Genomic DNA, 14,114 nt, shown 5'->3' with positions numbered 1-14,114 from the left:
CTGGTGGCCGGCCTTCTCGGGCGAACCCGTTTCAGGCACAGCACTATCCGCACGCCAAAAATGGCGACTTGCCCAGAGTACGGGAACGGCCACTAGCAGGTCAAACCAACGTGAGAGCGGCCACCGCGTACCCGTGTAGAACGGCTACTCGCCGCCCTCCGCGGCCGGCGGTCCCGCTGCCCGACCGACCGAGCGACGCGCCCGGCGCCGCACGGTGGCGGCCGGCTGAGCCGCGACCGCGGCCGCGCTGCCACCGGTGGTCACCGGCTCGGCATCGACGATCGGCTCGGCCGGCGCGGTCACGCTGGGTGCCGCCGCCGGTCGACGAACGGCCCGACGACGCGGCGGCTTGGTGGCCACCGGCGCTTCGGGAGCCTCGGCCGCCGACGCGTCGATCGAGGCGTCGGCCTTGGTGCGTTTGTCGCTCGTCTCGGTCTTCGCGCCGCTCTCCTGCTTATCGTCGCCAGCAGTCTTGTCGTCGCGAGCCTTGTCGACGGCGGCCCTGTCATCGGCGGCCTTGTCGGCCCGGTCCTCGTCGCCTGCCTTGTCCTTCGACTTGGCGCGGCCCTTCTTGGCCTTGCCCGACTTCTTCTTCGGCTTGTCCTCGGACTGATCGGCCGCATCGGATTCGACCTGCGGCGCGGACCCGTCGACCGGAACGGCAGCGCCATCACCCTCGACGGCGACTCCGTCCTCGTCATGATGGGCGGCCATCGCCCGGAACATCGGATGCTCGGCCGGATTGTGCGACGGCTTGGCGGTCGACGGCGCGGTGTCGGCGGTCTCGGCTTTGCCGCGACGACCCCGCCGCGAGCGCCGGGAGCCCTCGCCGCGCGCGGAATCGTCGCCCGAACCGGCCTCGACCGGATTCGCGTGCACCAGGATGCCGCGGCCCTGACAGCAGGTGCAGGTGGTCGAGAACGCTTCCAGCAGACCGGTTCCCAGACGCTTACGGGTCATCTGGACCAGGCCCAGCGATGTCACCTCGGACACCTGATGCCGGGTGCGGTCACGTCCCAGGGCTTCGGTGAGCCTGCGCAGCACCAGATCCCGGTTCGACTCGAGGACCATGTCGATGAAGTCGACGATGATCATGCCGCCGATATCGCGCAGCCGCATCTGCCGCACGATCTCCTCGGCGGCCTCCAGGTTGTTGCGGGTGACGGTCTCTTCGAGGTTGCCGCCCGAACCCGTGAACTTGCCGGTGTTCACGTCGATCACGGTCATCGCTTCGGTGTGCTCGATGATCAGCGTGCCACCCGATGGCAGCCAGACCTTACGGTCGAGCGCCTTGGTCAGCTGCTCGTCGATGCGGTGCACCACAAAGGAATCCGGCGAATCGGCGTGCGGCTTCTCGAACCGCTCGACCCGCTCCAGAAGATCCGGGGCAACACTCTCGACGTAGCCGTGCACCATGTCCCAGGCGCCGTCGCCCTCGATGATGAGCTTGCCGAAGTCCTCGTTGAACAGGTCGCGGACGACCTTGACCAGCAGGTCGGGCTCCTCGTACAGCGTCTGCGGCGCAGGCGATTTCGAGGTGTCACCGGCCTTGCCCGCCGTCGCGGTGACCTTGCTGATCTGCTCCCACTGCTGCTGCAGTCGCTCGACGTCGCGCGCGAGCTCCTCGGCGCTGACACCCTCGGATGCGGTACGGATGATGACGCCGGCATCGTCCGGCACGATCCCGGAGAGGATCTGCTTGAGACGCTTACGCTCGGTGTCCGGCAGCTTCCGGCTGATGCCCGTCGACGATCCGCCCGGCACGTAGACCAGGAAGCGACCGGCCAGCGACACCTGCGTGGTCAGGCGAGCGCCCTTGTGCCCCACCGGATCCTTGGATACCTGGACGACCACCTGGTCGCCGGGCTTGAGCGCCTGCTCGATCTTGCGCGAGCCGCCGTCGAGCCCCGCGGCATCCCAGTTGACTTCGCCCGCATAGAGCACACCATTGCGCCCGCGGCCGATGTCGACGAATGCCGCCTCCATGCCGGGCAGCACGTTCTGCACCTTGCCGAGGTAGATGTTGCCGACCATCGACTGCGCGCCGGACGTGGTGACGAAATGCTCCACCAGCACGCCGTCCTCGAGCACGGCGACCTGGGTGTAGTCGCGGGTCTTGGTGCTCGCCGGGGTCTCGTCGGTCTCGCCGTGCTGCGGCAGGTCGACGGGAACGCCGGTGCGCTCGCGGATCACCATGACGCGGTCCACCGACTCACGACGAGCCAGGAACTCCGACTCGGTCAGGATCGGCGGACGTCGTCGGCCGGTGTCGCGGCCGTCGCGACGGCGCTGCCGCTTGGCCTCCAGTCGGGTCGACCCCGAGATGCCCTGCACCTGATCGCGCGCGCGGGGCTTGTTACGGGGCTCGCGCTCGTGCACGACGGTGTTCGGCGGATCGTCCGGCGAACCGGCGTCGTCACCGTCACCACCGCCCTTGCGCCGCCGCCGACGCCGACGGCGTCGGGTGGGGGTGTCACCGTCGTCGGCGGAGTCGCCGTCGGCGTCCGCGTCGGCGGAGTCGGATCCGTCCTGGTCCGCGGTCTTCGCATCGTCATCGGACGATTCGCCGGCGTCGCCCTGATCGACGTCATTCTCGTCGGTGCTGTCGGTCGAATCCTCGCCCGCATCGCCCCGGCCGCGCCCACGGCCACGACGGCCGCGGCGCCGACGGCGATTAGCGCCCTGACCACCCTCGCCGTCCGTGTCGCTGTCGCTGTCCTCGCTAGCCGCGGCCTCGTCGGCGGTGTTCGGCTTCGAGACCGCGTCGCCGGCGGCCTCGTCGCTCTCCACCTGCGGCTTGTCCGTCGCCTTCGGAGGCTTGGCGGTCTTCGGCGCCGCGGTCGCCTCGGCCGGAGGGAGGAACAGCGGCGCGTTGTGGTCGGCGGCTGCGGCCGCAGCTGTCGGTTCGTTGTTCTCGATCGCCGAGAACAGCGATGCCTGCGCATGTGTCGTCGGCGCCTCGGCGACCGAGCTCGCGACCGGAGTGTCGGCTGCCTGCGTCTCGACCGCCGGAATCTCGGGCGGCGCCTCTGCCGCGGGCTGAGCCGCATCGCTCTCGGCGGCGGTATCGCCACCCTCGGCCAACGCGGTGATGCGATCGCGCACGGCCACCGCCGCGGATCGATCGATGCTGGACTGCGGGCTCCGCACCGCGGTGCCGAGCTCGGACAAGTGCGCCAGCACTTCCCGGCTGCTCAGGCCCAGAATTCGGGCCAAAGCATGCACCCGAAGCTTGTGTGGAAATTCGTGTGCCGGGGTCGATTCAGCTTTCGACTGATCATCCGGCAGCGTCTGGTCTGCCACGTATTCTCCTTTGACCCCCGGGCGCGCCATTAACTGCGATCAGATCGCTGACGCGGCCACGCGAGGGCCTGCTCTCTATGTACCCGGTATCGCCAAGGGCGACGACCGCGTTTGTACGTCTTCGCGTCTGCCACTGCGACGGTGTTGCCGTCGCCCGAGGTGACGCCTGGGCTGATGACATCAAATACCGGGTCGGGTCCTCGCCATCGCCGCACCTCCGTGCGGCTTGATGGGGACCGCGACCTGCGGGTTCGCCGGCGGACGAGATTAGGTTCATCCACGTGGCGGACACCTGTTACGGCAACGCCGCAGGTACCGGTCATCGGCCGCCGACACCGGGGTGTCGGTGGCCAGTGCTAAGTATCCCACACGGTCGGCTACCGGTGCGTAGGTCCTGCCGAATCCGGGGTGTCGCCGGGTTCATATGGCGAAGGCGGCGTCGGTCGACGCCGCCTTCGAGGTGGACTGATTCAGCCGGCGAGCGCCGGGAACCACAGGGCGATCTCACGGTCCGCCGATTCGGGCGAATCCGACCCGTGGACGAGGTTCGACTGGGTCTCCAGGCCGAAGTCGCCGCGGATGGTGCCGGGGGTGGCCTTCTCGACCGGGTCGGTGCCACCGGCGATCTGCCGGAACGCCGCGATCGCGCGGGGCCCCTCGACGACCACGGCGACGACCGGGCCGGAGGTGATGAATTCGAGGAGCGAGTCGAAGAAGGGCTTGCCGTCGTGCTCTGCGTAGTGGGCCCGCGCGACCTCGTCGGTCACCAAGCGCTGCTCGAGCGCCGCGAGGGTGAGTCCCTTGCGCTCGATCCGGGCGAGGATCTCGCCGGTCAGTCCGCGCTCGACGCCGTCGGGCTTGATGAGTACCAGGCTGCGTTCAGTCATGGCGCACAGCGTAGCGGTGCCGGTTCTGCGGCCCGCAGGGTCCCGACGGACTATTCGATGGGCTCCTGGCCCGGCAGCTCGCCGCGTTCCATCCGCCGCATCACGTCGCGCCGGACATACACGATGTACAGCCACACGCAGGCGAAACAGATGCCCACCGCGCCGATCGCCCAGTGCACGGCGAACCCGGCGATCGCGATCACCTGCAGCGCCAGATTGAATTGCAGCGCCCACGGTCGACCCTGAACACCCGACCCGAGCACCAGCAGGGCGACCAGCACCCCGAGATACGTGCCGGACGCGACCGTCAGGCCGCCTCCGACCTTCGCGACGATCGGGAAGGCCAAGGCGATGACGATCGCCTCCAGGATGAGGGTGCCCGCCATCACGCCCCGCAAACCCTTCCAGGGGTCATTCGGCGGCGGCGTGAACTTCGGTGCGTCCGAGTTCGATTCAGTCACAGGGTCCGACCTCGTCTACTTGGCGTGGGATTCATTGGGGCAGCTTTCCGAACAGCGAGCGGGCCGCACCGGCGGTCACGACGGACCCGGTGATGACGACGCCGGCACCGGAGATCGGCTCCCCCTCGTCGGCCAGTTCCTCGGCCATGGCGATCGCCGTCTCCACCGCATCCGGCAGGAACGGCTGGACGACCACGCGGTCCTCACCGAAGATCGGCTCGGCCAGGTCGGCGAGTCGCTCCGGATCGAGCGCTCGCGGAGAACCGTTGTGCGTCAGCACGATCGAATCGAACGTCGGCTCCAGCGCGGCGAGGATCCCCGCTACGTCCTTGTCGCCCAGCACCCCGATCACGCCGATCAGCCGACGGAAGTCGAACTCGTCGGCGAGCGCGGCGGCCAGGGCGGCGGCACCGTGCGGATTATGCGCGGCATCGATGAAAACCGTTGGCGCCGAACGAACTCGCTCCAGCCGACCGGGTGTGGTGACCGACGCGAATCCGGCCTGGACCGCCTCGGTGTCGAGCTGGCGGTCGGCGCCCGCGCCGAAGAAGGCCTCCACCGCGGCCAGCGCGACCGATGCGTTGCGCGCCTGATGCTCGCCGTGCAGCGGAAGGAAGACGTCCTCGTATCGCCCGCCGAGGCCCTGCAGTGTCAGCACCTGACCACCGACCGCAGTTCGTCGCTCGATGACGTCGAACTCGGAACCCTGGCGCGCCACAATTGTTTCCGCCTCGGCCGCGGCCCGCAGCAGTACGTCGGACGCCTCCGGTCGCTGCTGCGCCATGATGGTGACCGGGTCGTTCGGAAACAGCGCATCGGCCGCGGCCGCCTTGATGATGCCGGCCTTCTCCCCCGCGATCTGTTCGATCGTGTCGCCGAGATAGTCGGCGTGGTCCATGTCGATCGGGGTGATGACGGCGACCTGCGGATCGATCACATTGGTGGCGTCCCACCTGCCGCCGAGTCCGGTCTCGATCACGCCGACGTCCACCGGCGCCTCGGCGAAGGCGGCATAGGCCATCGCGGTGAGGACCTCGAATTTGCTCATCCGCGGACCGCCGGCGTCGGTCGACCGATCGTCGATCATCTCGATGTACGGCAGCAGTTCCCGGTAGGTGTCGATATAGCCGCGCGCGGAGATCGGCGCGCCGTCGATGGCGATCCGTTCGGTCGCCGACTGCAGATGCGGGCTGGTGTAGCGGCCCGTCCGGCGATGCATCGCGATCAGCAGCGCGTCGATCATCCGGGTCACCGACGTCTTGCCGTTGGTGCCGGCGATGTGGATCGTCGGATAGCCGCGCTGCGGCGAGCCGAGCAGATCGAGCAATGCCGTGATCCGGGTCAGCGACGGCTCGATCTTGGTCTCCGGCCAGCGCTGATCCAGCTCGGCCTCGACGACGGCCAGCTCGGCCAGATCATCGGCCGAATCCCGCTGCCGGGCCGTGTCTTTCGGATCTACCGGTTCAGTCACGCGACGGGCAACCCGTCCAGAAGCCGCTCGATCCGCTCGACGTCGGCGATGGCCACCGCGAGCCGGGTCCGAATCTTGTCGACCACCGCGTCGGGCGCCTTCGACAGGAACTGCTCGTTGCCGAGCTTGCCCTCGCAGCCGGCCTGCTCCTTGCGGGCCGCCGCGAGGTCCTTCTCCAGCCGCTTGCGCTCGGCCGCCACGTCGACCTTGCCGGACGTGTCGATCTGTACCTCGGTGACTCCGCTCGACAGCGCCACCTCGACCGTCGCCGTAGCCGTGAACGCCTCATCCGGCTGATTGAGCTTGGCGAGCGCGTCGATCACGGCCGCCTGTTCTGCCAACCCGGCCGCGTCGAGGCCGACGATGCGCGCCGACACCCGCTGTCCCGGCTTGAGTCCCTGATCGCTGCGGAACCGGCGGATCTCGGTGACCAGCCGCTGCATGTCGGTGATGCGGCCCGCGGCCGCGGCGTCCACCGGTTCGGCGTCGGGCGTCGGCCACTGCGCGATCGTCACGGACTCGCCGCCCGTCACCGAGCGCCACAGGGTCTCGGTCACGAACGGAATCACCGGATGCAGCAGCCGGAGCAGCTTGTCGAGCACCACACCAAGCACGATCGCGGTGGAATCCGCTGCACCAGAGGCGATCTGCACCTTGGCGATCTCCAGGTACCAGTCGCAGAACTCATCCCACGCGAAGTGGTAGAGCGCCTCGCAGGCCTTGCCGAACTCATACGATTCCAGGCCTGAATCCGCCTCGGCCCGAACCTCTTCCAGCCGACCCAGGATCCATCGGTCGGCGTCGGTGAGTTCGCTGGGCGACGGCAGTTCGTCCACCCGGGCGCCGTTCATCAGCGCGAACTTCGTGGCGTTGAACAGCTTCGTCGCGAAGTTGCGCGAATCCTGGGCATTCGATTCGCCGACCGACAGGTCGGCGCCCGGCCGCGCACCGCGCGCCAGAGTGAACCGCAGGGCGTCGGCGCCATAGTTCTGCACCCAGTCGAGCGGGTCGATGCCGTTGCCCTTGGACTTGGACATCTTCTGGCCGCGTTCGTCGCGAACCAGGCCGTGCAGGAACAGATCCCGGAACGGCACGGGGGTGTCGCGATCGCCGAACGTGTCGGCGACGTAGGTGCCGAACATCATCATCCGGGCGACCCAGAAGAACAGGATGTCGTAGCCGGTGACCAGCACCGAGGTCGGATAGAACTTGCGCAGGTCGGCCGTGTCATCCGGCCAGCCCATCGTCGAGAACGGCCACAGGCCAGACGAGAACCACGTGTCGAGAACGTCCGTGTCCTGCACATACCCCTCGGGCGCCTGCTCGTCGGGTCCGACGCAGATCTCTTCGCCGTCCGGGCCGTACCAGATCGGAATGCGGTGACCCCACCACAGCTGACGCGAGATGCACCAGTCGTGCATGTCATCGACCCAGCCGAACCACCGCGGCTCCAACGACTTCGGGTGCACGACGGTGTCGCCGTTGCGGACGGCGTCGCCGGCGGCCTTCGCCAGGGTGTCGACCTTGACCCACCACTGCAGCGACAGCCGCGGCTCGATGGGCTCCCCGGTGCGCTCGGAGTGGCCGACCGAATGCCGGTACGGCCGAACCTCTTTGACGATGCGTCCCTGCTCCGCGAGCGCCTCACGGACTGCCTTGCGGGCCTCGAACCGGTCCAGACCGTCGAACTGGGTTCCGGTGTCGGCGATGGTGCCGGTGGCGTCCATGATCGTCGGCATCGGCAGGTCGTGCCGCTGCCCCATCGCGAAGTCGTTCGGGTCATGGGCGGGGGTGATCTTCACCGCGCCCGATCCGAACTCGGGATCGACGTAGTCGTCGGCGATCACCGGAATCCGTCGATCCAGGAACGGATGCTCCAGCGACGTCCCCACCAGATCCCGGTACCGCTCATCGTCGGGATGCACCGCGATCGCGGTATCGCCGAGCATCGTCTCGAGCCGGGTGGTCGCGACGACGATGTGCGGCTGGGCGTCATCGAGCGATCCGTACCGGAAGCTGACGAGCTCGCCGTCGACCTCCTGGTACTTCACCTCGATGTCGCTGATCGCGGTCCGCAGCGTCGGCGACCAGTTGACCAGGCGCTCGGCCCGGTAGATCAGCCCGTCGTCGTACATCTTCTTGAAGACGGTCTGCACGGCCCGCGACAGGCCCTCGTCCATGGTGAAACGCTCGCGCGACCAGTCGACGCTGTCGCCGAGGCGGCGCATCTGTTCGCCGATGGTGCCGCCGATCTCCTCCTTGGCCTGCCAGACGCGTTCGATGAACTTGTCACGGCCCAGGTCGTGGCGCGAAGATCCGTCCGCGACGAGCTGCTTCTCGACCATCGCCTGCATGGCGATCGCGGCGTGATCCATTCCCGGCAGCCAGAGCACCTCGTAGCCCTGCATCCGGCGACGCCGGCTCAGCGCATCCATCAGGACATGCTCGAACGCATGGCCCATGTGCAGCGAACCGTTGACGTTCGGCGGCGGGATGACGATCGAGAACGCCGGCTTGTCGCTGGCGGCATCGGCGGTGAAGTAACCCGCGTCTACCCACTGTTGGTACAGGTCGCTCTCATACTCACCCGGTTCCCAGGTCGCGGGCAGGTCAGGACGCGTGGCAGCGGTTTCGGTCACCAGGCAATTCTATGAGCTGCGGTCAGCTGGCCCGCAGGCGGTGCAGATCCTCCGGCGCGTTGATGTTCGTCAGCCAGTCCGGGTCGCTGACGGTGACGCGGTGGGTTCGCAGAACATCGACCGCCGCAAGCATCCGCCGCTCCCCACCCGCGACCAGCTCACGCAGCTGCGCGGCGCATCGCGTCCGGTACACGCCGGCCAGCGGATGGCTGCGCTGTTCATCGACCGCGATCGCGGCATCGTCGGACTCGCCGAGCGCCACCAGCAGCTCATCGATGAGCCCCGTGCCGATCAGCGGCATGTCGGTGGCACACACGAATGCGAGCTCAGCGCCGTCGGCCTCGGCCGCGGCGAGCCCCTCGGCCAAGCCGCCCAGCGGGCCCATGCCCGGCTGCTCGTCGGTGATCCAGGTGACCGGCGTCGGTCCCGTGCCGCGCAGCCGCGACGCCGCCGAATCCTCGGGAGCGACGACATAGATCGGTTCGCAGCTCTCGGAGGCGATCCGCGCGATCCGCTCCAGCAGTGGCTCGCCGTCCCACTCGAGCGCCGCCTTGTCGCGTCCCATGCGCTTGGAGGCGCCCCCGGCCAGAATCAGCGCCGCAGGGCGCACCGTTTCAGTCACGCCAGCCATCTTGCCCGCGCAGTCCCCACGATGGGGCCGGTATCGCCGAATCGTGTACGACCCGCGCAAGCCGAAAAGGCCGGTGGGCCGGACTCATTGAGCCCGACCCACCGGCGACATCGATCATTGCTACGGGTTGATCAGGAACCGAACCCGATGCCGTTGCCGACCGACGAACCGAAGGCGCCGCCACCGTTGCCGGGCGTGGTCAGCATCTTCTTCTTCAGCGCCGCGAGGGTCGTCGCGTCGACGCCGAGTCCGGTCCGGACGAAGTTGTCGAAGGAACCGAAGGACTGATTGATCTGAGCGAACGTGGCATCCAGGTAGTCGGCCTGCACGCCCAGGATCGGCCACCACAGCGACGGGTCGGTCACCAGATGGGCGGCCTGCAGCTGTGCGAGGGTCGCGTCGTTGCTGGCCTTCAGACGATCGTTCGACAGCAGGTAGTCCGAGTAGACCTCGTTCTTCGGCGTACCGAGCGCGGTCAGCAGGATCGCGCTCATGATGCCGGTGCGGTCCTTGCCCGAGGTGCAGTGGTACAGCAGACCGTTAGGGGAAGTGGCGATCTGCTTGAACGTCGCCGCGAGCTGGGCACGCTGATCCGGAGTCTTGATGATCCACTGGTAGTAGTCGCGCATGATCTGGGCCGCCTTGCCGTTGCCCATCTGGGCCTGCTGCACGGTCGGGCCACCGCCGATCCAGCCGTTCACCATCGCGTAGAAGTCGTTGGACGTGTCCCAGATCGGCCGCTTGGTATAGGTGATGCCTGCCGGGATCACGTCCGGGCTGGCCGCCACCTCAGAGGGTGCGCGGAAGTCGACGATGTCCTTGATCCCGAGCGACACCAGCTTGGCCTGATCGGCCACGTTGAGGTTGTTCAGCGCGTTCGCACGGAATACCAGGCCGGTACGAACCTTCGAACCGAACTGCCCGTCGTAACCACCGATGTCACGAGCATTGACTGCTGAAATGCCGAGGGATGCTCCCCCGGTCGCCGCCGTGGCGGTTGTCGGCGCCACGAGCGGCGCGATTAATCCGATTGATAAAGCCATCGTTGCCCCGGCGGCAACGCGTAAGGCGCGTAACGACATGAATAGTTCCCCTTCCAGTGCCGACCGATCGGCCGACATTCGTCACGCGACCGGGTCGGTCGCGTGAGGGGTGACGCTACTCACGCAACTACCACAATTCGGCACAACTACCCATCTGGTGGAACACCACAAAAGCCGGTGGGCCGAACTCATCGAGTCCGGCCCACCGGCCTTGTGTGCTACTGAATTCGGTCGATCAGGAACCGAAACCGATTCCGTTGCCGGCCGACGAGCCGAAGGCCCCGCCGCCCGAGTTGCCCGGCGAATTCAACATCTTCTTCCGCAGCGCGGCCAGCGTGGCATCGTCGATGCCGAGCCCGGTACGCACGAAGTTGGCGAACGACCCGAACGACTTGTTCATCTGATCGAAGGCCGCATCGAGGAAGCTGGCCTGCACACCCAGAATCGGGTCCATCAGATGCGCTGTCGCGGCGTCGAGATGGTAACCCGCCTCAAGCCCCGCAATCGTGGCCGCGTTCGATGCCGCCAGGTTCGCGTTCGACTTCAGGTAGTCCTCGTAGACCTCATTCTTCGGGGTCCCGAGTGCAGTCAACAGGATCGCGGTCATCATGCCGGTGCGGTCCTTGCCCGAGGTGCAGTGGTACAGGATGGGCGTCGGGGAGGTGGCGGCCTCCTTGAACGTCGCCGCGAGCTGATTGCGCGCGGTCGGGCCGGGAGTGGCGATAACCCAGCGGTAGTAGTTCTCCATGATCGTCGCTCCGCCGCCGTTGCCGAGCTTCGCCTGGATGTTGCTGGCGCCTCCGGCAAGAATGCTTCCGACCAACGCGTAGAAGTCGTTGCTCGGATCGTAAATCGGACGCTTGGTGTTCGAGGCGGTCGGAACCAGTGAATCCGGTGCCGCCGCGGCCTCCGCCGGCGAGCGGAAGTCGATGATGTCCGTGATCCCGGTCGTGGCCAACTTCGCCAGGTCAGCAGCATTGAGGTTGGTCATCGCGTTCGACCGGTAGACAAGTCCGGTCTTCACCGTCGAACCGAACAGCCCGTCGTAGCCACCGATGTCTCGGGCGTTCGCCGGCGTGATGCCCATCGATGCACCGGCACCGGCCGGTGTCGCCGAGGCGGTCGGCACCGCCAACGGTGCGATCAAGCCGATAGATAAAGCCATCGTTGCCCCGGCGGCAATGCGTAAGGCGCGTAATGCCATGAATAGTCCCCTTCCGACGCAGTCGGCCGGTCGGCCGATGTCTGCTACGCCGCCCTCCGTGGGTCGCGCGCAGCGTGAGGCTACTCACAGAAAAATGGCGATCTGAGAAATATGCCCACTCACCGGGAAGTGGGTTGCGCAACCCATAGAGATGAATTACTCAAATCGCGCATATGCGAAAAGTCTTGTCCCAAGCTAACTTTCGCGACGGGCCGTCGCGCAGCCAACCGACAGTTCCGGCTCGATGGGACTGCGGCCAGCAACGCACATCAAATGATCAATCGGCGTGATACCGCCACAGGTGTTGCAGCCCCCGCCGTGAATTACTAGAGCGCTGAGAAAGTCAGGCGGACTTGTCGCGACGCTCGTCGCGGCTCGGCTTGCGCGGCACGATGGTCGGCAGCACGTTGTCTCGCACGGTCTCCCCGGTGACGACGACTTTCTCGACATCGTCACGGCTGGGGATGTCGTACATGACCTGCTGGAGCACTTCTTCCATGATGGCGCGCAGGCCACGGGCTCCGGTACCACGGTGGATGGCCTGATCGGCGATCGCCTCGAGGGCGTCCTGCTTGAATTCCAGCTCGACGCCGTCCATCTCGAAGAGCTTGGCGTACTGCTTGACCAACGCGTTCTTCGGCTCCGACAGGATCGACACCAGCGAGTCCTTGTCGAGGTTGGTCACCGAGGCGACGACCGGCAGCCGGCCGATGAACTCCGGGATCAGCCCGAACTTGATGAGATCCTCCGGCATCACCTCGGCGAAGTGATCGATCGTGTCGACCTCTTCCTTCGAGCGCACCTCGGTGCCGAATCCGATGCCGCGCTTGCCGATTCGATCGGAGATGATCCGCTCAAGACCTGCGAACGCGCCGGCGACGATGAACAGCACGTTGGTGGTGTCGATCTGGATGAATTCCTGATGCGGATGCTTGCGACCGCCCTGCGGCGGCACGCTCGCCTGGGTGCCTTCGAGGATCTTCAGCAGCGCCTGCTGCACGCCCTCGCCGGACACGTCGCGGGTGATCGACGGGTTCTCGCTCTTACGGGCGATCTTGTCGACCTCGTCGATGTAGATGATGCCGGTCTCGGCGCGCTTGACGTCGTAGTCCGCAGCCTGGATCAGCTTCAGCAGGATGTTCTCGACGTCCTCGCCGACGTAGCCGGCCTCGGTGAGCGCGGTGGCGTCAGCGATCGCGAAGGGCACGTTGAGCATCTTGGCCAGGGTCTGCGCGAGATAGGTCTTGCCGCAGCCGGTGGGACCGAGCATCAGGATGTTCGACTTGGCGAGCTCGACCGTCTCGGTGCCGCGGGCGTCCTTGCGGTCGCCGGCCTGAATTCGCTTGTAGTGGTTGTAGACCGCCACCGCCAACGTGCGCTTGGCCGTGTCCTGCCCGATCACGTAGTTCTCGAGGAAGTTGCGGATCTCGGCCGGCTTGGGCAGCTCATCGAGCTTCACATCGCTGGTCTCGGCGAGCTCTTCCTCGATGATCTCGTTGCAGAGGTCGATGCATTCGTCGCAGATGTACACGCCGGGGCCGGCAATGAGCTTCTTCACCTGCTTCTGGCTCTTGCCGCAGAACGAGCACTTGAGCAGGTCACCACCGTCACCGATACGAGCCATGTTCCGTGCTACCTACTTCCCTCTACCCGTTCCCACATCGCGGGACCGCTATCAAAGACCGTACCCGTGAGCAGGCCCAAGTTCGACAGATAAAGCTGACCGACACGCCGAACCCGGGGTGTCGGGCCACGCCTGCCCGGCATCGCTCGAGCCGGGCCGGCGGCGACGCGGCCGACTACTTACGCAGCGCAGACTTCTTGCGGTACTCGAACACCTCGTCGATGATCCCGTATTCCTTGGCCATTTCGGCGGTCAGAATGTTGTCGCGATCGGTGTCCTTGCGGATCTGCTCGACGGACTGCCCGGTGTGCAGCGACAGGATCTCGTCGAGCCTGTTGCGCAACCGCTCGATCTCGGCGGCCTGAATCTCCAGGTCGGAGATCTGGCCGCGCATCGATCCGCCGGTCCGGGGCTGATGGATGAGCACGGTGGCGTTCGGCAGCGCCGCACGCTTGCCGGGCGTTCCGCCGGCCAGCAGGATCGCCGCAGCCGACGCGGCCTCGCCCGGGCAGATGGTCGCGATGTCGCAGTGGACATACTGCATCGCGTCGTAGATCGACAGCATGTCCGACACGCTGCCGCCGGGCGAATTGATGTACATCGTGATGTCTCGGTCAGGATCCTGCGACTCGAGCACCAGCAGCTGCGCGACGACGTCGCTGCCCAGCACCGGGTCGATCTGGGTGCCGATGAAGATGATCCGCTCTTCGAACAGCTTCGCGTAGGCGTTCATCACCCGCTCGCCGTTCGGCGTGCGCTCGATGAACTCCGGCATGATGTAGCGCGCTTGCGGCCCGTTGGCGCCGTAGTAATCGTTCATGGAAATGCTCCTGGTTCGGTGAATTCGAGCG

General features: G+C 66.7%; 10 protein-coding genes. All 10 read right to left on the bottom strand.

Features of this window, described 5'->3' with window-relative positions:
• Nucleotides 1–144: 144 nt before the first annotated feature.
• The gene (locus G341_RS0113115; RefSeq protein ID WP_018179603.1) at nt 145–3,303 is read right to left on the bottom strand and encodes a translation initiation factor IF-2 N-terminal domain-containing protein; all 3,159 of its coding nucleotides are present in this window, start codon (nt 3,301–3,303) and stop codon (nt 145–147) included.
• Between the two features lie 470 nt (nt 3,304–3,773).
• A complete protein-coding gene (ndk, locus tag G341_RS0113110; RefSeq protein ID WP_018179602.1) occupies nt 3,774–4,190 on the bottom strand; it encodes a nucleoside-diphosphate kinase in 417 nt (138 codons plus the stop codon).
• Between the two features lie 50 nt (nt 4,191–4,240).
• Nucleotides 4,241–4,651, bottom strand: a complete 411-nt coding sequence (locus G341_RS0113105; RefSeq protein WP_018179601.1) for a DUF4233 domain-containing protein — start codon at nt 4,649–4,651, stop codon at nt 4,241–4,243.
• A 31-nt stretch (nt 4,652–4,682) separates the two neighbouring features.
• A complete protein-coding gene (folC, locus tag G341_RS0113100; RefSeq protein ID WP_018179600.1) occupies nt 4,683–6,122 on the bottom strand; it encodes a bifunctional tetrahydrofolate synthase/dihydrofolate synthase in 1,440 nt (479 codons plus the stop codon).
• Complete coding sequence (locus tag G341_RS0113095; protein ID WP_018179599.1) at nt 6,119–8,761, bottom strand: valine--tRNA ligase; 2,643 nt, start codon at nt 8,759–8,761, stop codon at nt 6,119–6,121. The genes folC and G341_RS0113095 overlap by 4 nt, the downstream gene beginning before the upstream one ends.
• Before the next feature lie 22 nt (nt 8,762–8,783).
• Nucleotides 8,784–9,392 carry a molybdenum cofactor guanylyltransferase gene (gene mobA / locus G341_RS0113090; RefSeq protein ID WP_081622530.1) on the bottom strand — a complete coding sequence of 203 codons (609 nt, stop codon included), beginning with the start codon at nt 9,390–9,392 and terminating at the stop codon, nt 8,784–8,786.
• A gap of 131 nt (nt 9,393–9,523) precedes the next feature.
• Nucleotides 9,524–10,402, bottom strand: a complete 879-nt coding sequence (locus G341_RS0113085) for a tyrosine-protein phosphatase (protein ID WP_018179597.1) — start codon at nt 10,400–10,402, stop codon at nt 9,524–9,526.
• 268 nt (nt 10,403–10,670) lie between these two features.
• The gene (locus G341_RS0113080; protein WP_018179596.1) at nt 10,671–11,582 is read right to left on the bottom strand and encodes a tyrosine-protein phosphatase; all 912 of its coding nucleotides are present in this window, start codon (nt 11,580–11,582) and stop codon (nt 10,671–10,673) included.
• 400 nt (nt 11,583–11,982) lie between these two features.
• Entirely contained in the window at nt 11,983–13,263 is a 1,281-nt protein-coding gene (clpX, locus tag G341_RS0113075; RefSeq protein WP_018179595.1) for an ATP-dependent Clp protease ATP-binding subunit ClpX, read from the bottom strand.
• Nucleotides 13,264–13,438: 175 nt separating this feature from the next.
• Nucleotides 13,439–14,083, bottom strand: coding sequence for an ATP-dependent Clp protease proteolytic subunit (locus G341_RS0113070; RefSeq protein WP_018179594.1), 645 nt, complete (start codon nt 14,081–14,083; stop codon nt 13,439–13,441).
• Between the last annotated feature and the right edge of the window lie 31 nt (nt 14,084–14,114).

The organism is Jongsikchunia kroppenstedtii DSM 45133, from assembly GCF_000380485.1.
GTDB lineage: Bacteria > Actinomycetota > Actinomycetes > Mycobacteriales > Mycobacteriaceae > Jongsikchunia > Jongsikchunia kroppenstedtii.
Note: the sequence above shows the minus strand (reverse complement) of the source record. Positions and strands in the feature narration are given on the sequence as shown.